This is a genomic window from Cohnella massiliensis (assembly GCF_900169535.1).
GTDB classification, from domain to species: Bacteria; Bacillota; Bacilli; order Paenibacillales; family Paenibacillaceae; genus Cohnella; species Cohnella algarum.
Window position 1 is genome coordinate 194,505 of record NZ_LT821259.1, and the last position, 26,136, is coordinate 220,640.

Sequence of the window (26,136 nt, forward strand, 5' to 3'; positions counted from 1 at the left end):
TCTTGAGCGGACGAGGAGGTGAGCGAAATGACACGGACAAAACAGACCCGCTCGACGACGAAATGGCTGCTGCTGTTTTTTATGCTTTTTTTGTCGATTCCCTTCATCCCGTTTCCCGAGTCCGAAAGCTTGAAAAGCGAGAACAACCGCGTGACGATGGGGCAGCTGATGGTTTCCAACTCGAACGCCGTCGGAGCTTCGCAAACGTCCTTCGCGAAGAAAGCGTTGGCGGCCGCGGGCGCTTTGCTCGTCCTGCTGTTCAGACTCGTCAAGCCCGAGCGCGCAATCGATCGCCCGAGGGTTTGTTTGTCGTACGCGTATCCCGCGATTTCCCTCCGTCTTAAACGGCTTTATTTAATTCCTCTTAAATTTACTTCCAATTTCGTGTCTTGATTTTTAACCCCCTTTTCAAATATTCGATTTGCGTTGGCGCTCGCTTTGATTTCAAACGAAGCGCGATTTTAAGGCATTCTCCATTTCGAAGTTTTCGCAACGTAGGTGCGTTCGTTTTTTTTCGGCACGGCCGTACGCTTGTTTTCGCGTACCCATTTAAGCCGATAAGCGGCCGGAGCACCGATGAGAAGGGCGCGGAAACGGCGGCGCGGCCGTTCTGTGCTCGCCAAACCTAAAAAATGAATATAGTGGAGGTTTCAAACCATGAACATTCGCGAATCCGAGCTTCCCGCAATCGGAAGAAAGTTCCAAATGGTTGCGGACAGCGGAGACAAGCTGGTCATTATCGTTCACGACGACGGGCGAAGGGAGATTTACCACTTCGATCACGACGATCCGGACGACTCCATCTCCATGGTTACGCTGACGGACGAGGAGTCTCGCCAGGTGGCCGGCATTATCGGTGGCCTCTCGTACAAGCCGAAATCGCTGGAAAATATCGAGATGGCTTTCGACGAGCTCGTGATCGAGTGGTACAAACTGGAGCCCGCGAGCAAATGCGTCGGCAAAACGATCGGCGAATTGAACATCCGCAAAAATTCCGGCGTCACCGTCATCGCGGTCGTGGCCAAAAACCAGCAAAAACAAACGAACCCCGGCCCCGATTACGTGCTGACCCCGGAAGCGACCATCGTCGTCATGGGCGAGAGACATCAGCAGAAAAAGTTCAAGGAAATTCTCGCGAACGGGGGCGGCTAAATGGATCTGACGCACATCGTACTCGAAATCGGAATCGCCATCGCCCTGGTTGCGGCGGTAGGTCTGCTGGCCACCAAACTAAGGTTTTCGGTCATTCCGTTTTACATTTTGATCGGGATGGCCGTCGGCCCGCACGCCTTTCATTGGGGCCACTTCGACTTGCGCTTTATTAACAGCGCCCCGCTGATCGAAGTCATGGGGCGGATCGGCGTCCTGTTCCTGTTGTTCTATCTCGGACTCGAGTTTTCCGTCGGCCGGCTGATCAAAGCGGGGAAAAGCATCGTCGTCGGCGGAAGCATTTATATCGCGATCAATTTCACGCTCGGACTGGCATTCGGTTTCGCGATGGGCTTTCCGCTCAAGGAAGTGCTGATCATCGCGGGGGTCACGACGATTTCTTCGTCCGCGATCGTGGCGAAGGTGCTCGTCGATTTGAAGCGGACGGCCAATCCGGAAACCGAAATGATTCTGGGCATCATCATGTTCGAAGACGTGTTTCTCGCCGTCTATTTATCGATTCTCTCCGGTCTCGTGCTGAGCGGTTCGGCTTCGCTCGGCGGCGTTCTGGTGTCGGCAGGCATCGCGCTCGGATTCATGCTGGCGCTGCTCATCATCGGAAGAAAAGCCGTTCCGCTGCTGAACAAGGCGCTGAATATCCGTTCCAACGAAGTGTTTTTGCTCATTATTTTCGCGGTATTGTTTATCGTGGCCGGTTTTTCCGAAACGCTGCACGTGGCGGAAGCGATCGGGGCGCTGCTGGTCGGTCTCGTGCTGGCGGAAACGGTGCACAGGCAGCGGATCGAGCATTTGATCGTGCCGTTTCGCGACTTTTTCGGCGCGTTGTTTTTCTTCAGCTTCGGGCTGTCGATCGATCCGGCGACGCTGATCGAAGGCAGGACGATCGTGCTTGCGGTCGGAGCCGTGATCGTTACGCTGATCGGGAATTTCGCCGCGGGCATGCTGGCCGGGCGGTCCGCCGGACTGTCGCCCAAATCTTCGACCAACATCGGGCTTACGATCGTATCCCGCGGCGAATTTTCGATTATCGTCGCCAACCTGGGCAAAGCGGGGGGATTAATGGCGATCCTGCAGCCTTTTGCCGCACTCTACGTATTGATTCTGGCCGTACTCGGCCCGCTTTTGACGAAAGAAACGAAGGCGATCTACAAGCTTCTCGACAAAGTGTTTCATTTCAGCAAAAGGAGTGTAAAGGAAAACAGCCCCTCCGGCTGAGAACGATATAAAGGAAGGGGGCAGGCTGCATGATGAAACGTTTCGCGGTTCCGTCTTCCGAAGGATCGGTCCGAAAATGGACGGGAGTTGCGGCGGGCGCCATTCTGGCATCGGTCGGGTTGGAACTGTTTCTCATGCCGCACCGGATGGTCGTGGGCGGATTGACCGGAATGTCGGCTTTATTTTCCCATTTTACCGGTATGCGGCTCGGCTTGTTTCTGTTTTTGTTCAATCTTCCTTTCGTGCTGCTGGGCTATCGGAAAGTCGTCAAGCGCTTCGGCCCCTCGGCGGTTTTCTCCATTTTGCTTTTTTCCGCGGGGGTGTTTTTGCTTCATCCGGCTCCGGTGCTGACCGTCAATCCGATGCTGGCGTCGATCGCGGGCGGCTCGTGCCTCGGGATCGGGATCGGCTGGGTGATCCGGTACGGAGGATTCCTGGACTTGTCGGACTATTTTCTCGAACGTTTTTCCCGCAACTGGACGGTGTACGCTTTGTACGGCTTCAACGCGCTGCTGCTGCTTTGCACGGGATGGCTGATCGGGTGGGCGGAGGCGTTTCATTCCCTTGTCGCATACGCGTTGGCGTTTTGGGGAATGGGCGTCGGCTTCAAAAGCTCCCCGATGACGCGGACGCTGTGGATTGCCAGCAGCCGGAGCGATGAAATCGGAGACGCCCTGCTTAAAGGATTGAACCGCAAAGTGACGAAATTGCCGGACAAAAGCAGCCGCATTGCCGCCGCTTCGCCGGTCGTGCTGTGCACCGTCCATCGCCTGGAGGAGACCCGCGCCAGGGCGCTCGTCCACCGGATCGATCCCGAAGCCGTAATCGGCACCGCGCCGCGAAAACCTTTTTCGATCGGGCGATGACGCCGTCCCGAATGGGGAACGCTAGGCAGGATAACAAATGGGTTTGCGGGACCGGATCTCGAATCGATCGCGGTTCTCGCAAGCGCCGCGAGGAGGAGACGCCAGATGGCAACGACAATCGGCATTTTCGATCGGGAGCAGCAGGTGATGGACGCAGTGGAGCGGTTTCGCGCGGCCGGCAGGGACGAAGCGCAGGTAAGGGTTATTGTCAAAAATGCGGAAAACTCGCCGCTGCTAAGCGGGGGGCTGACCGTTCCGATGGAAGAAGCGGTCGGCATCCGGGGCGAAGAGGAGCGCAGGGACGGCGTCGGAGCCGGCTATGCCGAGGAAGACGCCGGCGTTCCGACCGCGGCCTTTGTCGGAACCCTGCAAGGAGGCGGCTCGTCCGGCAATGCGGCCGCGTTTCCGGTTCTCGGGTTTTTGAACTGGAACCGGGACGAGCCGGGATTCGACGCAACGCTGGAGCGCATGGGCATCCCGGCGGACTGGGCGGACCGGTGCGCCGAAGCGATCGACGAGGGCAAAATGCTGCTGGTGGCGGACGGCGGTTCCGTCGAACGGAACGACGCCTTGTTCAGGCAGGCGGGAGCGGCCGACGTCCTCTACTAAAAAAACGTCCCCGGCGCGAGGCAAGCGTTTCGCGGCGGGGACGTTTTTTTTCTACGACAGCATAATTAACTAACAGGATTTTCCTGGAGGATGTCGAATACATAAGGGACACAAAATAAGTTGGAGTGTGCCCTTATGCTTTCGAAAAATCGCCTCGGCGCCGCGCCGAAAATCTATTTCCGACCCGAGTTGACTAACTGCCCGCATTGCGGGGTCAAGCTTAAGCGATCCCATACCGCCTGGAACAAAAAAATCACTACACTAACTGGTGTTATTCATGCCTGGAGCATGGCCTACATGTGTCCTAATGCAAGCTGCGTTCACACAGGCGTAGCCTATAAATCAGCGGAAGCCGAAATGCTGAGCATGAAGTATTCTTCTTATGGCTACGATGTGCTCGGCCTCGTTGGGGAGTTGCGTTTTAAGCAGCACCGCACGTGTAAAGAGATTGCAGAGTTGCTAAACGAGCGCGGGATTGTAGCTAGTGAGCGATATGCGCAAACACTCTATGAACGCTATCAAACCCTGCTGGCGGCCAGTCTTGACGAGCATGTAAGACAAAGCTTGGCGGAAACCACGGCACAAAATGGCGGCATCATTCTCTCCATGGACGGCGTCCAGCCGGAAAAAGGAAATGAGATGCTCTATGTCATTCGAGAGGTGTTCAGTGGCACAGTTTTGGCGGCTCAGAACATGAAAAGCGGAGCCGCTGGCGAATTACGCAGCCTCATCGAGCCAATTATTGAGTTGGGCTTCCCCGTCGTCGGAATCGTCAGTGACGGACAAGTTTCCATTCGTCAGGCATTCGAAACGCTTCTGCCGGATGTGCCGTATCCCAGTACCACTACCTTAAAGATATTGCCAAACCTGTTGTAGATGCGGATCGCAAACTCAAGATGGAGCTAAAGAAGAGCATGCGCGGCTTGCGGGAAGTCGAAAGGAAGATCGAGCAAGTTGAGAAGAATGCCGTGGAAGCTGCTCAAGCAAACGAAGGCGTAGCCACAGACACTTCATGTGTTAGGGCGGAAACCATTGCAAGCGAAGCGCAGGTTGCAAAAGGTTATGTCGCTGCGGTTCGCGCTCTGCTTCTGGAGGACGGGGAACCGCCGCTCAAATTGCCCGGGATGCTTATTTATGAACGAGCTCAAGCCATACAGGCGTCGCTTGCGCGGTGCTTGACTAAAAAAAGAGCCTCATCTCCTCCAAGGTCTGGTCAGAATTTTCAGCAAACTTGATGAGCAGGCTACCAGATATGCGTCTGTCGTTCGCTGGGCTACACCGCTAGCCCATATCGCGGCTACCTTGGCGCCAGACGAAGACAAGACGAGCGAAACGGTTGAGTGGGAAATGACCCAATTGCTCGGGTGGCTGAACAGACTTACATCGATGAACAGGATGCCCCTATGGTGACCACTGTACTACTACTCTCGCGGCTTCTGGAAGGGACTGTTCACTAGTTACGATCACTACCACATCCCTCGTACGAACAACGATCTGGAACAGTTTTTCCGCCGAATGAAGGCTGTTCATCGCCGAATTACTGGGCTACGCAATTGGAACAGCTACATTGTGCGTAATGGAGAAATGATTGTACTTGTAGACGATGCACTTCGACAAAAACACATCATCGCCCGTTTAAGAACGGTGGGCTATGAAAAATATGCAACGCGCAAAGCACGATGGGACCGGCGGCTATCCGAAAGCGTTCAGCGTAGAAGATTTAACCGCCAGCCCATCGCTTTTCTAGAGAAACTGGAGGCACAATGGGATCAAATTATGTGAGTTAGTTAATTGTGCCGTCGTAGTTTTTTTTGCGCGATTCGGAAAGTTCAAGTTTCTAAAACGGCATGCTCTGTCCTTCAGGACGACGAAGTTTGGTTGGGTGGTCGATGGAGGCGGAAAGCCTGCAGAGGAAACCGATGTCGGCGAGACAACCTGCTTTGGGCATCGCTTAAGCGGCGGAATACCCGTGTCCGGAAACTTATGTTGGATTTTATCCAATCGGAGAAGCGAAAAACGCGGAAAATCCGACCTAGAGTGGATTTTATCCAACGAGGAGCGGCGATTTCGGTCGGAATGGACAAAATGGCCTCGCTCGATTGGACAAAATCCAACCAAGCCCGAGGGCTTCGCGAAAAAACCGGATTTGATTGGACAAAATCCACTGTAGATAAGCCGTACCGCGCTCCTCGATAAGATCTCCCTCTCCGTTCGGGTTGATATCGTCCGCAAATCCGGCCGAACGGGCAAAAAATGTCCGACCCGCAGCGTGCAACCGAGAAGGAGAATGAGAGCCGGGTTTCCTGGAACGGTACGGATGCCGTCGATAGGGGATAAAAAGCCGTTGGCAGGGGACGGAAGCCGCCGATAGGGAATAGTTGCTGCTGAGCGAAGGGGATATCGGGACTAGCGGCTCATTTCCCGAACAATGTCTGCAAACGAGAGACGGAATCAAAAAGCTGCGCGGAAACGCAAAACGAACGAGACCGGGAACGGTCTTTTCGTTCTGCGTTTTTTTGTCGTTCTATGAAGTTTAACAAAAAGATAACGTTGCGTTAATAGAGCATGAATTGAAGAGCGGCGTCTACAAAACTATGCTTACTCATTGTAACGATTCATTACATCACAACCGGGAGGGAACGAAAAGTGAAAAAATTATCCGCGCGGACCAGCCGTTTGCTGGCTGCCGTCATGCTGTGGACTTCCGTTTGCTCGGGCTACTATTTCGCGCAGGCGGCGGAAAGCGGACCGGCGGGAGCCGAGACGGCTGCGGAAACGGCCGCGAGCGGGCAAACCCTGGAAACGGCCGGAAACGAACCGGCTGTCGAGCTGGCCGCAAGCGCGATTGCCGGCAAGGATCAAGGCTTGCTGGGCGAGTATTACGCCGGAACGGAGACGTTCGATTTCGGCGAACATAAAGCGACGGTCATCGATACGCAGATCAACTTCTCGAATCTCGAAGAGCCGCTGCAAACGTGGACAGGCCGTTCGGACGACGCCAACGTACGGTGGACGGGCCGAATCACGCCGCCCGAGACCGGCGAATATACGTTTTATATGATCGGAGACAACGGCTTCCGGCTCTGGATCGACGGACAATTGGTCATTGACCATTGGGTGAACGATTGGGACGTCGAGCAGACGAGCGCGCCCGTTGCCCTCGAAGGCGGGAAGAAGTACGACTTCAAGGTCGAGTACTTCGAAGACTACGGCGGATCGAACCTGTATTTGCGGTGGTCCACGCCGACGCTCGCCAAAGAGATCGTGCCCGCTTCGGCCTTCACCCTGCCGGCGTCCTACAACGGCCCGGTGGCGGCAAGCGCGGCGCCGGACGGACTTAGCGTCGCGATGACGACCTATGCCGATCTGGGAACGCTGCCGGACGGACTGAAGGATCATTTGGCCGTGACGGCAAACGGTTCGCCGATCGCGCTGGAAAGCGTCGAGCCGGGCAGCGCTCCGTCCGAGCTGAAGCTCCATCTGGAGACGGCCGTCAGGACGGGCCAACTGCTGAACGTTACATACGACGGACAAGCCGGCCTGCTGCAGGCGGACGGCACGCCGGTGGCGGCCTTCCGGTTCAGCCCGGTCAACCTGTCGAACGAAACGGAACCGGTAGACTATTCCCCGATCGCGATCGCGATGTCGTTTAACGGCAGTCCGAAGACGAACCGCGCGTTCGCCTGGTATACGCGGTACGACCGGCCGGACAGGGCGCCGGCCAACATCATGGACAGCATCGTCGAGATCGTGCCGGCCGACGCCGAGTTCGGCTCGCCGCAGACGAAGCGTTTCGTCGGCAAGCCGGAGGAGACGCAGGCACTGACGCTGCGGATCACCGGCTCCGCTACCGGCTCTTTTATCAGCCACAAGGTGCTGGCCGAGGGCCTGACGCCGGGCACGGCTTACAAGTATCGGGTCGGCAGCGACGGCAATTGGAGCGAGACCGGGACGTTCACGACCGAGGCCGACGGCGAGACGTCGTACGATTTTCTTTATTTGACGGACTCCCAGGGCTCGAACACGCACGATTATGAAGTGTGGGCGGAAACGTTAGGGAACGCCGTGGCCGACTACCCGGACGCCAAGTTTTTGTTGATGACGGGCGACCAGGTGGATGCCGGAGCGCTGGAATCCCAGTGGCTTGACTACTTCGGCAAACCGCAGCACTTGCTGATGGATCTCCCGCTGATGGCGCTGATCGGCAATCATGAAGGGCCTTATAACTCCAATTTTTCTTATCATTTCAATTACCCGACCGGTGCGATCGATGACGAGCTTCCCGAGGGAACCGTGTACTCCTTCGACTATGGCGATGCGCACTTCATGGTCCTCAATACGATGGATATCGGCTGGGACGACCGGCAGAAAGAGTCGTTCAGGCAGCAGATCGAATGGTTGAAGAGGGAAGTGGCGGAGACCGACAAAAAGTGGAAGGTCGTCGCGATTCACAAAGCGATCTATTCGCTGGGCGGACATTCGCTGGACGCCGACATTTTGGAGCTGCGCAAAACGCTTTACCCCATCTTCGACGAGCTTGGAATCGATGTCGTCCTTCAGGGCCACGACCATACGTACATGCGCTCGCACCAGATGTACGGCGACAAGGCGGTCGAAAGCGTCGATACGGACGAAAACGGCAACGCGCTGAACCCGGACGGCACGCTGTACATGATCAACAATGCGTCCGGGACCAAGTTTTACGATTTGAAAAACGGCGTCGACCGGTATTATGCGGCGGTATACGAGCAGCCGTACAAGGCGATTTACTCGGGCATCCGGATGACGGAGGACAGCTTCACGATCGAATCGTACAGATCGGGCGAAGAACAGCCGTTCGATACGTATACGATCGTCCGGACGGACGGGCGGCCTGAGCCGGTTCAAGGGCTGTCGGTATCGGAAACGGAAGACGGCAAGCCGGAATTGTCGTGGACGAAACCCGCGGATTCGGCCGAGAACGATGCGGTTCGGGGCTTCCGGATTTACGAGACGAGCGGAAGGCTGGGCGCGAATTGGAGCGCCTTCGTGCCGGCTGCGGAGGGCGCGGCCGACTATCGCTTCACGATCGAGGGAACGAACGAAGTGACGACCTACCGATTCGCGGTGACGGCGGTAGACGAACGCGACAACTCGGCTCCCGCCACGGTCGAATGGACGGGCAGCGGAATCGCCGCGCCGACGGCTCCGGTCGTGGACGACGGCCGCAACACGTTCGGCTGGACGAACGTGCCGGGCTACGCCGATTTGTCCGACTACGAATTCAGCACGGACGGCGGCGCGACGTGGTCGCCCGTGACGGCAAACCCGCAGCCGATCGGAGACGGGCTTTACGCGGCGGGCGACGTGCGGGTGCGCGTCGCGGCCAGCGAAGCCGAAGGAAGGCCGGCGGGCGCGAGCCTTGCCTCAGACAAGCCTTACACGCTGAACGGAGCGCGAGACGTTTACCAAATCAAGGGCGAGCTTGCCCGGGGAGAGCGGCTCAAACTGGATGCGACGGTCGAAAAGCTCGAGGAATACGACGGAGAGGCCTATGCCGTCTTCCAACTGCTCAAGGGGGACACGCCCCAATTGATCAATGCCGTGCCGATCCCGCGCGACGAGCTGAGCGTAACCCAATATTTTGACGTCAGCGGGACCGAATACAGCGTCAAGGTGTTCGTGCTGAACCGGTTCGACAACGATCCGAGCGTGCCGGATCAGCTGGCCAGGGCGCAGGTGTACCGGTGATGGACGGAACGAGAGGAGCAAACGCGGTGAAAAAAGTTGCAGCAGCCGTTCTGGCCGCCCTATTCGCGCTAATGCCGGTATCGGCGTTCGCGGCCGTTTCTTTCGAGCTGGGCATCAGCGCGAAGGAAGTGCTGCGGGGCGGCACGATCACGATGTCGGGCACAACTCCGGCCGAGACGGGCGAAGTTACGGTGAAAATCGTAAGCCCCGCGCGGACCGTATTTTATATCGACGAGATCGCGGTAAACGAGGGCCGCTACGAGACGAGCGTAACGATTCCGGCGGATGCCGATCTGGCGCCGTACGGAGCGTACGAGGTGATCGCCGGGTTCGGCGGGGCCGTCGACAGCGGGACGTTTTCCGTCGTTCGGACGATCGGAGACGGCGGGGGCGGCAACCCGGACCCCGAAGAACCGCCGACCGGAACGCCGGATCCCGAGCCAACCCCGGGTATCCCGATTCCGGCGAATCCGGACGCGATCCCGCAGAGCGCGGGGACGGCGGCGGGCTCCGTCGTCAAGCCGCAGCTCGCGGCGGACGGACGGTATCTCGTCGGCCAAAGCGCGATGGACGAGGCCATCCGACAATCGGACGGCGAGGTGACGATCGAGCTCCCCGAAGGAGCGATCCGGTCCGGAGACGCGCTCGAGCTGCCCGGACCTTCGGTCAAGGCGCTGAAGGACAAAAATCTCGAATTGGTCCTGAACGCCGGGGCCGTTTCGATCCGCTATTCGGTCGGCGCGCTGGCCGGCTCCGACGACGCGTCGTCTAGAGTACGGTTTGTGCTCAACGCGACGCTGACGTCGGAAGCGAACCAAACGATCGGCCGGTCGATTCAAGCGGACCCGGCCTACAAGCCGACGGGCGTCGTGCTTTCGGTCGTCATTCAGTACGTCGCCGGAGGGAGCGTTACGGACATCGGCAATCTGGACAAGCCCGCTTACGTGACGATCCGATTGACGCCGGAGCAGGCGAGCGCCATCGCGGCCGACCTCGCGGGCGTCTACTACGTGAACGGCGGGTTGCCGGAATATATCAAAGGCTCGCTCAAGGACGGCGTTTTCACGTTCAAAGCCGATCACTTCTCGCTGTACGCGATTCTCGAATACGACAAAAGCTTCGCGGATCTGTCCGCGCATTGGGCCGAAACGGCGGTCAAGTCGCTGGCCGCGAAGCATATCGTCACCGGCGTCGACGCGACGCGCTACGAGCCGGCCCGCAGCATTACGCGCGGGGAGTTCGCCACGATGCTGATGCGCGCCGTCGGCTGGCAGGACGAAACGGCGGTTCCGGCGGACGCGGCGAATCCGTTCCGCGACGTGGCGTCCGGCAAGTACTACGCCGAACAGGTCGCGCAGGCGGCTTCGCTCGGCATCGTCGAAGGCTATGACGGCCTGTTCCGGCCGGACGACGAAATTACGCGCGAGGAAGCAGTCGTGGCGCTCGCCCGCGCGGCGGGGCATTTCGACCTCGCCGAAAGCGGCGCGGGCAAGGCGGACTTTGCCGACGGAGATCGGATCTCCTCCTGGGCGGCGGCCTCTGTCGACGAGGCGCGGTCCCTCGGCCTCATTCAGGGAGACGGCGAACGATTCTATCCGAAAAACCCCGTCACGCGCGCCGAAGTCGCCATGATGATCCATCGCCTGCTGCCGAACGTCACGAACTAATACGAAAGCGGGAGGACCCGATCGCCATGTTTAAAAACTTGATTGCGGCCGTCATGACGGTAGTGCTGCTGCTGGGCGCGATGAATCCGTCCGCGGCATTCGCGGCGGAAACCGTACCGGCATCGTCCGCGGCCGCGGATACGACGAAGACCTGGAACGTCGCGCTGAACGCGACGGCGACGGCTTCGGGGCAGTGCAATGCGAACGAAGCGGCGGCCAACGCGGTCGACGGCAAGACGACGACCAAGTGGTGCGACAATTCGGGCGTCGCCAAGAAATGGCTCAAGCTTGATTTGGGCAAGGAATACAAAATCAACCAGTGGATCGTGCAGCACGCGGCCATCGGGGAGTCGTCCAACAGCCCATTCTGGAATTCGAAGGATTATCGGCTTGCGAAAAGCGACGACGGCGAGAACTGGGTCGAAGTCGACGTCGTGCGGAACAACGCGCATACGATCGTCGACCGTCAAGTCCCGGCGTTCACGGCCCGTTACGTCATGATTTATTTCGACCGGGCGTCTTACGACAACAATGCGACGAGAATTTACGAAGTGGAGCTGTACGGAGTGGAGCCCGGCCAGACACCGGCGGAACCGGCAGTTAATCTGCAGCCGATCGATTATGTCGACCCGTTCATTAACACGCTGGGCGACAACGGGCAGACCAATCCGGGACCGACGCTGCCGTTCGGCCTCGTTCACGTGGGGCCGGACAGCGACGGCGGCGCGTTCAGCGGCTACTACTATCAGGACAAGAACCTGAAAGGCTTTTCCCAGGTGCGCTTCAGCGGCGTCGGCTGCAGCGGCGCCGGCGGCAATATTTTGATGATGCCGCAGACCGGCGCTTTCACGAAAAACAGCAACGAATACAAGGAGCCGTACGACAAAAACAGCGAATCAGCTTCCCCCGGCTATTACGGCGTGACGCTGGCAAACGGCGTCGAGGTCGAGCTGACGGCGTCCGAAAACGCCGGCTTCCACCGGTATGCGTTCCCGGGGAACGGCACCGGATCGGTTCTCGTCGACTTGTCCAACTCGTACGCGGGAATGGTGGACGCGAATCTCAAGGTCGTCGGCAGCAACGAGATTACGGGCATGGTCCAATCGAAAAACGTCTGCGGCCACGGGTATTACAAGCTTTACTTCTCCATTCAGTTCGATCACGACTTTACTTCGTACACGTCCTGGGCAGGGAACGAAACGGGCGAGGTATCCGAACGGTCCGGGGCGAACAGCGGCGTTTGGCTGAATTTCGACACCGCGGACAACCCGGTCGTTCAGGCGAAAGTCGGCCTCTCGCCGATCAGCGTCGAGCAGGCGCAATTCGAGCGCGAGCACGACATCCCGGATTGGGATTTCGAAGCGCAGCATCAGCGCGCGCGCGGCGCCTGGAGCGACGTGCTGAACAAGGTGGAGGTGAAAAGCGCCGACGAGGAGAACAAGCGGGTGTTCTACACCCAGCTTTACCACTCCTTCCTCCATCCGAAAAACGTCACCAGCTCCGGCGGCACGTTCCGCGCGGCGCGTGACGAGAACACGGTGCGCGAGGCTTCGGAGCTCGGCGAGGACTTCGAATACTACAACGGCTGGACGACATGGGACGACTATCGCAAATACCCGTTGTTCTCCATTCTCGAGCCGAAAAAGTACGAAAACATGGTCAAATCGCTGGTCGACCTGTACGACACGAGAGGCTCGTACGTCCAATGGGGCGAGGGCTATTGGCCGAGCCCGACCGTGCGGAACGAGTTCAACGGCGCGGTCATCCTGGACGCCTACGCGAAGGGATTCACCGACTTCGACGCGCGCAAGGCGCTGCAGGGCATGGCGGTCGACGCGGACAACTTCTCCGTAAGCGACGGCGAAATCTCCGGGAAGCTGGAAAGGGCGTTCAGCGCCTACTTCACGATGAAGCTTGCCGAAATGCTCGGCGACGAGGAGACCTACAACAAGTATATGGCGGTCGCCCAATCGTACAAATCGCTCTGGAACCCGGATCAGGTCGACGAAAACGGGACCAAGCGCGGATTTTTCACGCCGAACGGCGGTACGGTCGCCAAAGCGGACGTGACCGCGGTCGACAAATACGCTTATCAAGGCAACTTGTGGACGTACCGCTGGTCCGTCCAGCAGGACATCGACGGGCTGGCCGAGCTGATGGGCGGCAAAACGGAAATGGCGAAGGAATTGCAGCACTTCTTCGATATCGGGGAATATGTAGCCATTAACGAGCCCGATCTGCATGTGCCCTATTTGTTCAACTACTTGGGTTATCCTTATCTGACCCAGTATTACGTCAGGGAATATACGACGGAAGTCGTGACGCAAAAATACCACAACCACGGGGCATACGCGTATCCGATCGAAGCCCGCGTCTACCGGGCGGATCCGGAAGGCTACCTGCCGTCGATGGACGACGATGCCGGGGCGATGGCTTCCTGGTTCGTGTACGGCGCCATGGGGCTGTATCCGGGCAATCCGGGCACCCCGATTTTCCTGATCGGTTCCCCGATCTTCGACGAGTTGACGCTTCATCTGGACGGCGGCAAAACGTTTACGATCAAGGCGAACAACGTGTCCTCGGACAACCGCTTTATCCAGTCCGCCTCGCTGAACGGCCAAAACTTCGATCAGGCCTGGATTTCCTACGCCGACATCATGGCAGGCGGCACGCTGGCGTTCGAAATGGGCGATACGCCGAATACGAGCTGGGGCGCAGCCGAAAGCGCGGCGCCGCCGACGACGGAATACGCGGACGACATCGACGGCTCGCTCGAACGCAAAGAGCTGATCGCGTCGGAATCGACCTGGAAGTATTACGACAAGGGGCAATATGCCGGCGACGGCTGGACGAGCCCGTCGTTCGACGACAGCGCCTGGGCTTCCGGCGCCGCGCCGCTCGGGTACGACAATACGGGTTATGCGAAAACGAGGGTGAGCTTCGGGGCGAACGCGAACAACAAGTACCCGACCACCTATTTCCGCAAAACGTTCGAGGCGTCCGATACGGAAGGATTGCTTCAGCTTGAAGCGGAACTCGTTCGCGACGACGGCGCGGTCGTTTACTTGAACGGGAACGAAGTCATCCGGTCCAATCTGCCTTCCGGCACGATCGGCTACGATACGTTGGCTAACGTCACCGTAAACGACGAAAGGAACGCGGTCGCTTACCAAATCGATCCTTCCTATCTGGTCGAAGGCACCAACGTGCTGGCCGTCGAAGTTCACCAGGCGAATGCAACCAGTTCGGATATCGCCTTCGACCTCCGTCTCGAAGCAGTCAAACCGATGGAGAAACCGGACGCTCCGACGGGGCCGGTCGTCGACGACAAAGCGAATACGTTCGGCTGGACGGCGGTCCCGGGCTTCGAGCAGCCGGCCGACTACGAGTTCAGCACGGACGGCGGCAAGACGTGGAAGCCCGTCGCGGCGAATCCCCAAACGGTTGGGCCGCTCGATTTCGAGGCCGGCCAGGTGCAGGTGCGCGTCAAGGCGGACGAGAGCCGGGGGCGGACCTTCGGCCGGGCGCTGGCCTCCGATGTCGCGTACACCTCCGATATTCAGTGGGACGTCTATGATTTGAAGGCAGACGTCGATCGGACCGGCAACATGGAAGTCAGCGTCACGGGAACGCTGAAGGGCGACTATGCCGATTCGGCTTATGCCGTTTTCCAACTGATGGACGGCGGAAACCGCGCCTGGATGACGACGTCCTTCCCAGTGGAAAAAGGCGGCTTCGAGCTGACGCAAATTTACAACGTCAACGCGGACAAGTTCAAGGTCAATATCTATCTGGTCGACGCCTTCAACGGCAACGTCTACGACTCCCTTTGGCTCGCGGAGCCGGTCGTGACGGAGCCCGAGACCGAGCCGGCGCCGGGAGAGAAGCCTCCGGTCAAGGAGGAGCCGCTGCCCGAACCGCTGCCGGTTCCGGAGAAGGAGCCGCTGCCGCCGCTCGGTCCGATCGATCCGGAAGATCCGGTCGACCCCGAAGAACCCGAAGAGCCGGGCAGCGGAACGCCCGGAACGCTGGAGTTCGAAAGCTATACGGAATGGACTTCGGCCGTCAACGGCTTTAACAACAACCCGCTCAAGACGGAAGGCGGCAACGGCGGCACCGTCGTCGCCAACACGTTCGACGGAGCTTGGCTTGCTTATGCGGACGTCGATCTCGGGGACGAGGGCGCGAATTATTTTGAAGTCGAATACGTCGGAAATTCGACGAGAGTGCCCGCGGACGCCGCGCTCGAACTGCGGCTGGGCAGTCCGGACGGCGAAGGGGTCGGCACGGTCGAACTGCCGGCTACGGGCAGCGACTGGAACACGTACAAGACGGCCGGGGTTCAGCTGTCCAGAACTTTGACCGGAACCCAGACGCTGTACGTCGTCCTGAAAGGCTCGACGACCGGCGCGCTTCCGTATATCGGCAACTTCGACCGGATGACGCTGAGCTATCGGGAAATTCGGACCGACTACGCCAAGCTGGAACTGGAAACCTATGACGAATGGTCGACGGGCGTAAATCAATACAACAATCAGCCGCTCAAGACCGAAGGCGGCAAGAACGGACAGCAAATCGCCAATACGTACACCGGCGCATGGCTGGCCTACATGCATATGGATTTCGGCCGCGAGGGCGTCAACAAGTTCGCGATCGAGTATTCCGGCAACAGCGGCAGAGTCGCGGCGGACGCGGCGGTTGAAGTTCGCCTCGGAAGCCCGGAAGGCATGCTCGTCGGCAAGGTGAATACGCCGGCCACCGCAAGCTCCTGGGGCACCTACGCAACGGCGGAAATCGATCTTGCGCAGACGCTGACGGGCGTCCAGGATATTTATCTCGTGCTGACCGGCACGACGGATTCGGCGTACCCGTACATCGGAAACTTCGACAATGCTTCCTTTTCGCTGAGCGAGCCGGTTCGCACCGATTATGCCAAGCTGGAGCTGGAGAGCTACGACGAATGGTCGGGCGGCGCGCTGAAGACCGAGGGAGGCAAAAGCGGGCTGCAGATCGCCGGTACGTACGACGGCGCATGGCTCGCCTACGAGCGGATGGACTTCGGCGGCGAAGGCGTCGACACGCTGGCGATCGAATACTCCGGCAACAGCGGCAGAGTCGCGGCGGACGCGGCGGTCGAAGTCCGTCTCGGCAGCCCGGACGGCGAGCGGGTCGGCATGGTGAGCACGCCGCCGACCGCAAGCTCTTGGGGCACGTACGCGACGGCGACGGGCAAGCTGACGGAGCCGCTGACCGGCGTTCAGGACATCTACCTCGTGCTGACCGGCACGACGGATACGAACCATCCGTACATCGGCAACTACGACAACGCGGCGTTCGCGCTCAGCGAGCCCGACCTCGTCGTCGAGTTCGAGGACCGCACCGAGTGGACGACGGCGGTCAATACGTTTAACAACCAACCGTTGAAAACCGAAAGCAACAACGGAGGCACCACCGTCGGCAACACGTTCACCGGCGCATGGATGACCTACGCGAACCTCGACTTCGGCACGTCCGGCAAAAACCGCGTCGAAATCGTCTACGACGCGCCGACCAGCCGCACGCCTGCCGACGTCGTCGCGGAGATCCGGTTGAACGACAAGGACGGCGAGCTTGTCGGCACCGTCAGCCTGCCGAATACCGGCAGCGGCTGGGGCACGTACAGGACGGCAAGCGCAGATTTGCTTCGGACGTTGTCCGGAACGCAGACCATCTGCGTCGTCTTCAAGGGATCGACCGACTCATCCCTGCGGTACGTCGGAAATCTGGACAAGCTGACGTTTGCCAAATAGGCAGAGGCGAACGGCCTGAGCGCCGCCCGCGAGTTCCCAAGGGGAGCTGCGGGCGGCGTTTTTTCTCTCCTCGGCCGAAAAGACGGCGGCTTGCTTTGCGGCCGGGATGGAGGCTTTTTGCGGGCCGAGACGGCAGTCGTCCGCGAAAATGGTCGATTTTGGGGGCGGACTTGCGAGGGTGCAGGCTTGCCCTATTGCGTTCGTAAAGTATAAAGTGAAAGAAAGCGGAAAAATCCGGGCGGTGAAAATAACTTTCGCAGCCGACCCATGTACGAAGCGGAAGGATGAAGACAAGGATGCCGAACGAAGGAAACGGCTTTGCCAGCAAGAGGTTGATCGAGCCGGAATTGCCGCTCCGGCTGCGCGATGCCTTAAAGCTGTTGACGGTTGAAGAAATGCGGAGGGTAAAGAGGCTTCTCGATATGCGGGAAGCAAAAACCGGCGGGAACCGTCAGGCGGTCGTCGAGTCGGTGGCGGCGGAACTCCCCGAAGGGGCCGCGAGGTTGACCCAGTTATGGGATTCGTCCCGCTGGGAACTGCTGAGAACGTTTATTCGAAACGATGGGCTGATCAGCAGCCCGAAGTTCTCCCCTCTCATCGTCGAATATATGAGAGAACGGGCGCTGGCGTTTCCCGCGGAGGTGAAGGGAAAGCCGGTCCTTGTCATGCCGGTCGAGCTGGTGGAGCGGCTGAAGGAGATGGAAGGCCTGGCGGGGATTCCCGACCTCGTGCGAAAGAACACCGAGCGGATCAAATTGACGCAGGGCTTGCTTTATTACTATGGCGTATTGCCGGAAACCGAGCTGGAGCGCATGCTCGAAGAGCTTGCGGGACCCTACGACGAAGAACGGGACCTTTTCGAGATGATTGTCGATGCGATCGGTTGCTATGACGCGTTTGTCGTGGACGACGACGGCATTTTTAGATTTCGCGATGTCGAGGACCCGGAAGCGGTTCTTTCGGAACAGGAGATGCGGTCGGGGCTGGACTATCGGCCGTTTACCCGGGCTCAGCTGCTGGAGGCAAGCGAACCCGGATTTGTCGAGCGTACCCAGGCTTACCTTGATCTGGTTCGGTTTTTTACCCGAAACTACAAGATCGAACGCGGCGAAGCGGATTTGATCGCCGATCTGTGCGCTGACGAATTCAAGAGCGGCAAATCGCTCAGCGACGCCTTCGGCATTGTGCAACATCATTTCGAATTCCGCGACGAAGCGGATGTATCGGCTGTCGTGGATATTCTCGTTGCCATGAACAACAGCACCCGGCAATGGGTGCTGAAGGGATACAGTCCGAGCGAACTGTCCGCCGCCAGGGCCAAGTCGGTCCCGGCGAACGTGCTCGCGGCGCCGCCGTCCGCGCGGCAAGGGGACGTCATCAGCTTCAAAACCGGTCAAAAGATCGGACGCAACGATCCGTGCCCTTGCGGCAGCGGAAAAAAATTCAAAAAATGCTGCGGTTCTGCGGCAAATTAAGCCAACCGGGAAGAAAGCCGAACGAAGAACATGCTCTTCGATCCGGCTTTTTTCTCCTTGCTTTTTTCTCCTTATTGATAAAACAATTGAAGCGCGATCGTGCTGTTCGGTTGAGCGGGGGCGTTCAACAGGGATTCCGGAATAAGCCGTCCGTTATAAAAAATGCCGACGCCGACGCTGCCGAAAATGCGGATGCCGGCTACGGATGTAATGCGGCCCAGCGGTCCGAAGCTGACCAAGCCCGAGGAAATCAGGGCCTGGCGAAGCGTGATTCCGGGATAAAACGGCACGAATGTCGAACTGGTCGCTCCCGGAAACGCGAATCCGCCGATGACGCGAACGTTGATAAACGCCGGACCCGGAAAAGGCGGGGGCGGAAACGGTCCGGGACCCGGAATGGGAAGCGGGATCGGAAGCGGGAACGGTCCGGGCGGGAAGGGACCGGGTCCCGGCGGGAACGGACCAGGCCCGGGCCCCGGCGGAAACGGACCAGGCCCTGGCCCCGGTGGCAACGGTCCGGGCGGGAATGGCCCCGGTCCGGGCGGGAACGGGCCCGGACCAGGCCCCGGGGGAAATGGACCAGGCCCGGGCGGAAACAGTCCAGGTCCGGGACCGGGGCCCGGACTCGGACCCGGGGGCGGCGGCAAAAGCCCCGGACCGCCGGGACTTCCTCCCCCGCCGGGAAGCAGGGCGCGTTCTTCTTCGGGCAGCACCCACCACGGAATTTTGCGGACGGACGGCTTCGTTTCAAGGCCGCTTTGATGCAGTCTAACTTTTTTGGCGGACGTCTTTTGGTCGGGTTCTTTCGTTTTGATCTTTTGTGTATTCGATGCAAGTTTCGCCACATGTTTTCCGGAAGCTTGGCGAGCGATCGGCCGAACGCGGGTCGACCGTTGTTTCGGCATGTTGGGTTCCTCCTTCGTCTTTAGGCCGGCAAGCGATACTGCACCATATGCGAATGCCTATCCGCAGGTGCCTATTCGGGGTTCATCCGATATCCATCACGGCGCATCTTCGGTTATAATCGTAATCGCATACATAAAATTTATCGCGGGATAAGGAATTCGGCATTGGGCATCGGGTTATGATCGATTATTTTTGGGAGGATGATCGAAAGTGGCTAAAAAATGGGGATTTGGCATCGTCGGCTGCGGTTCGATTGCCGATACGCATATTGCCGCGTTGAAGGACATTCCGGGGGCGAAGCTGGTCGGCGTCTCCAGCAGGGGAGAAGAACGGGCGGCTGAAACGGGCGAGCGCGAGGGCTGCTTCTGGACGACGGATTACAAGGAACTGCTGGCCCGTCCGGACATCGACGTCATTTGCATTACGACATCCAGCGGAAGTCACGCCGCGATCGGATTGGATGCCGTTAAAGCCGGCAAACATGTGATCGTCGAAAAGCCGATCGCGATGACGGCAGAATCCGCCTGGGAGCTGGTTCAGGCCGCCCGGACGAAAGGAGTAAAACTGGCCGTGATTTCCCAGTCTCGTTTCGCGGAGGACTATCAGGCGGTTCGCAAAGCGATCGACCAAAACGCGATCGGCCGGCTGCTGCTTGCGGAGGTTTCGCTGCCTTTTTATCGCACCCAAGCTTATTACGACAGCGCCGACTGGCGCGGAACCGTCCGAGAAGACGGCGGCGCTCTCATGAACCAGGGCATTCATCCGATCGACCTGCTTCTTTGGTTCGGCGGAGACGTGACGACGGTATTCGGCAAAACGGCGACGCAAACGCACCGGATGGAGGCGGAGGATTTGGGGTTGGCGATTTTGCAATTCAAAAGCGGCGCTTTCGGCACCATCATGGCATCTACCAGCTTTCAGCCCGGATTTCCTTCGACGCTGCGATTGTATGGCGAAAAAGGAACGATTCGCGTCCAAGGATATACGATCGAGCATTGGACGGCGGAAGGAATGGAACGCCCGGAGCTTGCGAAAGCGGGCGACTTCGGGGGCGCGGCCGACCCGAAGGCGATTTCTTCCGCGTACCATCGGATGCAGCTGGCCGATATGATCGAGGCGATCGAACAGGACCGCGATCCCGCCGTTACCGGGGAAGACGGCTACAGGGCGGTCCGGTTGATCGAAACGATCTACCGATCTTCGAAGGAAGGCCGCGAAATCAGGCTGTAAGGTATCCCGTCGGGTCAGTCGGGGCCAGTTTGCCAAAACACACCTTAGTCTCGATATCCCGTCGGGTCAGCCGGGGCAGTTTGCGAAATCGCAGCCTAGTCTCGATATCCCGTTGGCTCAGCAGAGACCAGTTCGCCAAAACGCACCTTAGTCTCGATATCCCGTCGGGTCAGTCGGGCCAGTTCGCCAAAACGCACCCTAGCTTTCTCAACGTCAAATGAGTCTATATTTGCTGGCTGGAAGGTGCTGAGCGAAAGGGATATCGGAACTAGGGTTCGCCTAGCGAAGGATACTGAGCAAAGGGGATACCGGAATCAGGGTTCGGTAGAAAAAGGAAAGGATATCGAGGTTAGGGTGATGTAACGAATAGTGCTGAGTAAAGGGGATAGTGCCGTTCGCGGTAAAAAAAGAACCTGCAGCTTCAGGCCGCAGGTCAGTGGAGAGATATATAAATGAAAAGGGGGGTCATGTCTGTATTGTATCCCCTGAATGTGAAGGACAGGTGAAAGCGATATTACGGTTTCATTACAAAACGGTTGCCGCGTATTAAATTGAACTATTTTTGCGGGGAGAGCGGGTCGGAGGGAACAGGATTTAAGTGAACCGGAAAATGGAACCGGGTCAAGGGTTGGCTCTTCAGACGGTTAGTGTCGGAAATGCGGTAGGGAGTCGGCTGTTCAGGGCGGTTGATACCGGCAAGGCGGATCATCGTCGGATATTCGACATGATTGATTTCGACGAGGCGCGACCGGAGGTCGGAATGATCGGGCACGTTGACGGCGGCGAGGCGGGGCGAAGGGGGGACGGCGGCGATAACGGCTAAAGGTTGAAGATGGCGCGGCAACCCCGTTGGGTTGAATCAAGGCGTTCAAAAAGGGACGGCCGGAGCGAGGCTCCGATCCGTCCCGTCCCTTTTGTGCAGCCTGCCGTCACTCCTGCTTGCCCTCGCGCGCCCGCGTCATCTGCTGCCACACGGAGCCGGCGGCTTCCTCGCCGCTCTTGATACGCGCGACGGCCATTTCGGCCTGCAGGCGCACTTCGAATTCGGGCTCGATCGCGGCGACGCGCTCGAGCGCCTCCAAAGCCGTCTCGTCGCCGGCTTCGTACAGGAACCGCGCCGCGCGCCAGCGAACGAGCTTGTTCGCGTCCGCGAGCGCCGCCGTCATCGGTCCGATCGCGGCGGGGTCGCCCAGATCGGACAGCGTGTCGCCGGCCGTCCGCCGCACGGCGACGGAAGAGTCCTGGAGCGCTTCGAACAAATGCGGAAGCGCCTCCGGACTGCGCAGGTCGCCGAGGTAAACGACGGCGAGCCTGCGCACCGAGACGTGCGCGTCGCGCACGGCCGCGGCGAGCAGCGGCAGCAGCGAGGCATCCGGCTTGACGCGGGAGAGCGCCGCGTACCGCGTCTGCCAGTCCGGAGCGGACAAGCGCCGCTCCAGCTCCTCCCGCGGCAGCTCCGCGGGAGGCTCCGGCTGCGCCGCCTCCGCGCCGCCCGCGCCGGCGGCTTGCGCCTGCGCGATCAGCTCGCGCAGCCGCTCGTCCGGATAGGCCGCGTCGAGCTCGCGTCCGATCTCCTCCAAAATGTCCTGCGGCTCCCCGTAGCGGACGCCGATCTCCTCCAGCTTCCGCTCGCGGATCATCGTCGCGCCGGCGGCTTCCGACACCGCCGCGGCAAATCGTTCGGGCAGCGCCGCTCTTGCCTCCTGTCCTCCGTGCCGAACCCGGATCTGCATCGGGATGCCGCGATACATTTGCACCAGCACGTGCGCTTCCCCAAAGCCTCCCGCTTCCGGTCCGCCCAGCGCTTCCGCCGCGACGCCGCCCGCTCCGAACAGCTCGCGAACGGCGCCTAAAATTTCCGCCCAATCGGCGCTCGGACGCCGGTCGACCGCGATGAAGTCGGCCGTGCGGAATACGCTCTTGACGCCGTCAATCGCAAGAAGACGCAAATAAAAAGGAGGAACTTGGTCTCTTTTGTCCAATGTATACGTGTGGCGTTCGCCGGGGGCCAGCTTTTCGTCCACGTTCAGCTTCATGGAATTCGGGCTGGGCGTCGGTTCGATCGACAGCAATTTCATTTTCGTTCGCCTCCCAATCGTCAACGTTCATGAATGCGGGAATCGACGAGTTTCCCGGTCTTAAGTCGGGGTTCGAGACTCGTCTCGAGTCCTAGCCGCAAACACAACCGGCGTACGTATTCTTCCCGCACGTTTTACATTAGCATAAAATTGTATTTGATGCTCGTAAGGAGAGGTCGTCATGCCGATTGAAAACTTGAATTCGCGCTCGGCGAATATTTATATCGTGCTTTCGGCAACCGGGACGATGTTCAGCAATACGATCAAATGGTTTACGAAAGACGATTTGAATCATGCTTCCATCGCTTTTGATCCCGATTTGCACGAAGTATACAGCTTCGGTAGAAAAAAGCTTCGCAACCCGCTGTTCGCGGGCCTCATCCGCGAAAATTTCCGCGATTCCTTTTACGGAAACGCGGATTGCGCCGTTTTCCGCTGTCCGGTTCCCGCAGAGGAATATCATCGGATGCGCGAGTACGTCGAAACGATGATGGCCGATTGCGACCGCTACGGCTACAGCTTGCTCGGGCTTGCCGGCGTCCTGCTCAAAAAGGAGCTGCACCGCAAAAACACGTATTTTTGTTCCCATTTCGTCGCTTCGGTGCTGATGCGCTCCAGCCTTTATACGTTTGACAAGTCCCCCTGCTTCGTGACGCCCGGAAATTTGGAGCAGGCGTTCCGCTCCTATGAAATTTACAGAGGAAAAATGTCCGGATATTTGGGACCCCGTTGGTACATTCCCCCGATTCCTGCTATAGTATGAATGAGCACATCATCGGAGGGGTTACATGCGCAAACACCGCTTCGTCAACATGGATTCTGCCCCTGCGAACAGCGCGGCCAGACGCCAGTTGTTCCGGTGGAGTCAGGACCGTCTCCAGAACTTCCTTAGCCGAGATTACAGCGAATGCGTTCCGAACGTCGTTCCGGATTTGCGGTATTTGCAAACGAACCGTTCCGAGCCTTCGATTACATGGATCGGGCATTCGACGTTTCTCATTCAAATGTGCGGCCTTAACATCGTGACCGATCCCGTATGGGCGCGCCGAATGGCGCTTCAGAAGCGCCTCGCCCCGCCCGGCGTGGAATTGTCGGACATGCCCCCCGTCGACGTCGTGCTGGTGTCCCACTCGCATTACGATCATCTGCACCTGGCATCCTTGCGCAGGTTGAGAGGAACGAAGCGGCTGATCGTTCCCGCGGGTCTCCGCCACAAAATGCTGGACAAAGGCTTTCCCCTCGTGGAAGAATTGAACTGGTGGGAAGAGGTGTCGCTGCACGGCGTCAAGTTTACCTTCGTTCCCGCCCAGCATTGGACGCGCCGGACGCTGTGGGATACGAACGACTCGCATTGGGGCGGTTGGGTGATGGAAAGCCATGCGGGCCCGACGGTGTACTTTGCCGGGGACAGCGGGTATTTTCGCGGATTTTCGGAAATCGGCCGCCGCTTCAGCAAAATCGACGTGGCGCTCATGCCGATCGGCGCCTACGAGCCGGAATGGTTCATGGCTCCGCAGCACATCAGCCCGGAAGACGCCCTTAGAGCTTACCGGGACGTCCGGGCGGATTATTTCGTGCCGATGCACTACGGTTCGTTCAAGCTTGCGGACGACACGCCCCGGGACGCCCTGGAGCGGCTGGAAGCTGAACGATGCCGTTTGAATATTGCGGAAGATCGGATTTTCATGCTTCATCACGGCGAAACGATGCGATTCGCCATAGGCAATTCGGTTTTTCGATAACAAGAATGGAGTGAAGTCATGATTTCGGTTAGCGGCGTTAGTCTGCGTTACGGAAAGCGCGCTTTGTTCGAAGACGTCAACATCAAGTTTACCCCCGGCAACTGCTACGGCTTGATCGGAGCGAACGGCGCGGGGAAGTCGACGTTTCTGAAAATTTTATCCGGCGAGGTCGAGCAGACGTCCGGCGAAGTGCACATTACGCCGGGAGAACGGCTGGCGGTGCTCAAGCAGGATCACTTCGCCTACGACGAGTTCGGCGTGCTGGAAACCGTCATTATGGGCCACGAGCGGCTCTATGCGGTCATGAAAGAGAAAGACGCCATCTACGCGAAGGCGGATTTCTCGGATGAAGACGGCATGCGGGCGGGCGAGCTGGAAGCGGAATTCGCCGAAATGAACGGCTGGGAGGCGGAAAGCGAGGCGGCGGAGCTGCTGAACGGCCTCGGCATCACGACCGATCTGCACGACAAGAAGATGGCGGAGCTCGGCGGCAACGAGAAGGTTCGCGTGCTGCTCGCGCAAGCGTTGTTCGGCAATCCGAACATCCTGCTGCTGGACGAACCGACCAACCACCTGGATATCGAATCGATCAACTGGCTGGAAGAGTTTTTGGCCCGTTATCAGGGCACCGTCATCGTCGTATCCCACGACCGGCACTTCCTGAACCAGGTTTGTACGCATATCGCGGACATCGATTTCGGCAAAATCCAGCTCTACGTGGGCAACTACGACTTCTGGTACGAGTCCAGCCAATTGGCGCTCAAGCTGATGCGGGAGCAAAACAAGAAAAAGGAAGACAAAATCAAGGAGCTGCAGGAGTTCATCCAGCGCTTCTCCGCCAACAAATCGAAGGCGAAGCAGGCGACGAGCCGCCGCAAGATGCTCGACAAAATTTCGCTCGACGATATCCGGCCTTCCAACCGCAAATATCCGTTCATCCAGTTCAAGCCGGAACGCGAAGCGGGCAAGCAGATCGTAACGGTCGACAACGTGTCGCTTACGGTAGACGGGGAGAAGCTGCTCGACGGCGTGTCCTTCGTCGTCAACAAAGGCGACAAAATCGCCCTCGTCGGCCCTCGCGGCCAGGCGAAGACGGCGCTGTTCCAGGTGCTGGCGGGCGAAGTGCAGCCGGATTCCGGCTCGGTGACGTGGGGCGTCACGATTACGCCGGCTTATTTTCCGAAAGACAACTCGGCGTACTTTGACGGCGTCGACCTTTCGCTCGTCGACTGGCTGCGCCAATACTCGAAGGACCAGGACGAATCGTTCGTGCGCGGCTTCCTCGGCCGCATGCTGTTCTCGGGCGACGAAGCGCTGAAGAAGGCGTCGGTGCTGTCCGGGGGCGAGAAGGTGCGCTGCATGCTGTCGAAAATGATGCTGAGCGGCGCGAACATGCTGATGTTCGACGAGCCGACGAACCACCTCGACCTGGAATCGATCACGGCGCTCAACAACGGCTTGATCGAAACCGACGAGACGATGATTTTCACGTCGCATGACCATCAGTTCATCCAGACGATCGCCAACCGCATTATCGAAATTACGCCGAACGGCCTGATCGACCGGATGACGACATACGACGAATATCTCGAAAATCCCGAAATCGAGAAGCTTCGGGAACGCATGCAGCAAGCGTAAGCCGCTGCGCCTTCAACCTCC

18 protein-coding genes are annotated in these 26,136 nt (G+C 58.8%); 16 read left to right on the forward strand and 2 right to left on the reverse strand.

Going from position 1 to position 26,136, the window contains the following annotated elements; genetic code table 11:
- The first annotated feature begins 27 nt into the window (after positions 1-27).
- The 11 genes from B7E11_RS14830 to B7E11_RS14875 all read left to right on the forward strand — a co-directional run bounded on the left by B7E11_RS14830 (position 28) and on the right by B7E11_RS14875 (position 18,521).
- Positions 28-393 (forward strand): hypothetical protein, encoded by a 366-nt coding sequence (locus B7E11_RS14830; RefSeq protein WP_080836004.1) that lies wholly within the window; start codon positions 28-30, stop codon positions 391-393.
- A 264-nt stretch (positions 394-657) separates the two neighbouring features.
- On the forward strand, positions 658-1,152 hold the full coding sequence (locus B7E11_RS14835) for a cation:proton antiporter regulatory subunit (RefSeq protein WP_080836006.1): 495 nt from the start codon (positions 658-660) through the stop codon (positions 1,150-1,152).
- A gap of 6 nt (positions 1,153-1,158) precedes the next feature.
- The gene (locus B7E11_RS14840) at positions 1,159-2,385 is read left to right on the forward strand and encodes a cation:proton antiporter (RefSeq protein ID WP_080840835.1); all 1,227 of its coding nucleotides are present in this window, start codon (positions 1,159-1,161) and stop codon (positions 2,383-2,385) included.
- Between the two features lie 29 nt (positions 2,386-2,414).
- On the forward strand, positions 2,415-3,251 hold the full coding sequence (locus B7E11_RS14845; RefSeq protein ID WP_080836008.1) for a YitT family protein: 837 nt from the start codon (positions 2,415-2,417) through the stop codon (positions 3,249-3,251).
- A 105-nt stretch (positions 3,252-3,356) separates the two neighbouring features.
- Positions 3,357-3,860 (forward strand): hypothetical protein, encoded by a 504-nt coding sequence (locus tag B7E11_RS14850; RefSeq protein WP_080836010.1) that lies wholly within the window; start codon positions 3,357-3,359, stop codon positions 3,858-3,860.
- 135 nt (positions 3,861-3,995) lie between these two features.
- A complete protein-coding gene (locus B7E11_RS14855) occupies positions 3,996-4,736 on the forward strand; it encodes a transposase (protein WP_240353221.1) in 741 nt (246 codons plus the stop codon).
- 20 nt (positions 4,737-4,756) lie between these two features.
- Entirely contained in the window at positions 4,757-5,095 is a 339-nt protein-coding gene (locus tag B7E11_RS30290; protein WP_240353220.1) for a hypothetical protein, read from the forward strand.
- A 1,411-nt stretch (positions 5,096-6,506) separates the two neighbouring features.
- Positions 6,507-9,590: a PA14 domain-containing protein gene (locus B7E11_RS14860; protein WP_245809735.1), complete on the forward strand. Its 3,084-nt coding sequence runs from the start codon at positions 6,507-6,509 to the stop codon at positions 9,588-9,590.
- Between the two features lie 26 nt (positions 9,591-9,616).
- The gene (locus B7E11_RS14865; RefSeq protein ID WP_176220767.1) at positions 9,617-11,257 is read left to right on the forward strand and encodes an S-layer homology domain-containing protein; all 1,641 of its coding nucleotides are present in this window, start codon (positions 9,617-9,619) and stop codon (positions 11,255-11,257) included.
- Between the two features lie 26 nt (positions 11,258-11,283).
- Positions 11,284-17,046 (forward strand): glycoside hydrolase domain-containing protein, encoded by a 5,763-nt coding sequence (locus B7E11_RS14870; RefSeq protein WP_080836014.1) that lies wholly within the window; start codon positions 11,284-11,286, stop codon positions 17,044-17,046.
- Between the two features lie 296 nt (positions 17,047-17,342).
- On the forward strand, positions 17,343-18,521 hold the full coding sequence (locus B7E11_RS14875; protein WP_176220768.1) for a YecA family protein: 1,179 nt from the start codon (positions 17,343-17,345) through the stop codon (positions 18,519-18,521).
- Between the two features lie 71 nt (positions 18,522-18,592).
- On the opposite strand, the gene B7E11_RS29600 is transcribed toward B7E11_RS14875, so the two are convergent.
- Positions 18,593-18,811 (reverse strand): hypothetical protein, encoded by a 219-nt coding sequence (locus B7E11_RS29600; RefSeq protein WP_176220769.1) that lies wholly within the window; start codon positions 18,809-18,811, stop codon positions 18,593-18,595.
- 826 nt (positions 18,812-19,637) lie between these two features.
- Here B7E11_RS29600 and B7E11_RS14885 point away from each other — a divergent pair.
- Complete coding sequence (locus B7E11_RS14885; protein WP_080836018.1) at positions 19,638-20,657, forward strand: Gfo/Idh/MocA family protein; 1,020 nt, start codon at positions 19,638-19,640, stop codon at positions 20,655-20,657.
- Between the two features lie 598 nt (positions 20,658-21,255).
- Positions 21,256-21,480 (forward strand): hypothetical protein, encoded by a 225-nt coding sequence (locus tag B7E11_RS14890; RefSeq protein ID WP_139787211.1) that lies wholly within the window; start codon positions 21,256-21,258, stop codon positions 21,478-21,480.
- Positions 21,481-21,586: 106 nt separating this feature from the next.
- Here B7E11_RS14890 and B7E11_RS14895 read toward each other — a convergent pair whose 3' ends face one another.
- Positions 21,587-22,735, reverse strand: coding sequence for a conserved virulence factor C family protein (locus tag B7E11_RS14895; RefSeq protein WP_080836022.1), 1,149 nt, complete (start codon positions 22,733-22,735; stop codon positions 21,587-21,589).
- A 181-nt stretch (positions 22,736-22,916) separates the two neighbouring features.
- On the opposite strand from B7E11_RS14895, the gene B7E11_RS14900 reads away from it, so the two are divergent.
- Genes B7E11_RS14900 through B7E11_RS14910 form a run of 3 tightly spaced genes read left to right on the forward strand, consistent with a single transcriptional unit; the run spans position 22,917 to position 26,115 of the window.
- On the forward strand, positions 22,917-23,498 hold the full coding sequence (locus B7E11_RS14900) for a hypothetical protein (RefSeq protein WP_080836024.1): 582 nt from the start codon (positions 22,917-22,919) through the stop codon (positions 23,496-23,498).
- A 25-nt stretch (positions 23,499-23,523) separates the two neighbouring features.
- A complete protein-coding gene (locus B7E11_RS14905; RefSeq protein ID WP_080836026.1) occupies positions 23,524-24,477 on the forward strand; it encodes an MBL fold metallo-hydrolase in 954 nt (317 codons plus the stop codon).
- A gap of 18 nt (positions 24,478-24,495) precedes the next feature.
- Positions 24,496-26,115, forward strand: coding sequence for an ABC-F family ATP-binding cassette domain-containing protein (locus B7E11_RS14910; protein ID WP_080836028.1), 1,620 nt, complete (start codon positions 24,496-24,498; stop codon positions 26,113-26,115).
- Positions 26,116-26,136: the final 21 nt, after the last annotated feature.

Bases quoted from the DNA above. Each gene is read 5' to 3' on its own strand.
- B7E11_RS14900 (WP_080836024.1), top strand. From the start codon at position 22,917: ATGCCGATTGAAAACTTGAATTCGCGCTCGGCGAATATTTATATCGTG.
- B7E11_RS14830 (WP_080836004.1), top strand. From the start codon at position 28: ATGACACGGACAAAACAGACCCGCTCGACGACGAAATGGCTGCTGCTG.
- B7E11_RS14870 (WP_080836014.1), top strand. From the start codon at position 11,284: ATGTTTAAAAACTTGATTGCGGCCGTCATGACGGTAGTGCTGCTGCTG.
- B7E11_RS14905 (WP_080836026.1), top strand. From the start codon at position 23,524: ATGCGCAAACACCGCTTCGTCAACATGGATTCTGCCCCTGCGAACAGC.
- B7E11_RS14850 (WP_080836010.1), top strand. From the start codon at position 3,357: ATGGCAACGACAATCGGCATTTTCGATCGGGAGCAGCAGGTGATGGAC.
- B7E11_RS14845 (WP_080836008.1), top strand. From the start codon at position 2,415: ATGATGAAACGTTTCGCGGTTCCGTCTTCCGAAGGATCGGTCCGAAAA.
- B7E11_RS30290 (WP_240353220.1), top strand. From the start codon at position 4,757: ATGGAGCTAAAGAAGAGCATGCGCGGCTTGCGGGAAGTCGAAAGGAAG.
- B7E11_RS14835 (WP_080836006.1), top strand. From the start codon at position 658: ATGAACATTCGCGAATCCGAGCTTCCCGCAATCGGAAGAAAGTTCCAA.
- B7E11_RS14855 (WP_240353221.1), top strand. From the start codon at position 3,996: ATGCTTTCGAAAAATCGCCTCGGCGCCGCGCCGAAAATCTATTTCCGA.
- B7E11_RS14875 (WP_176220768.1), top strand. From the start codon at position 17,343: ATGCCGAACGAAGGAAACGGCTTTGCCAGCAAGAGGTTGATCGAGCCG.
- B7E11_RS14895 (WP_080836022.1), bottom strand. From the start codon at position 22,735: ATGAAATTGCTGTCGATCGAACCGACGCCCAGCCCGAATTCCATGAAG.
- B7E11_RS14910 (WP_080836028.1), top strand. From the start codon at position 24,496: ATGATTTCGGTTAGCGGCGTTAGTCTGCGTTACGGAAAGCGCGCTTTG.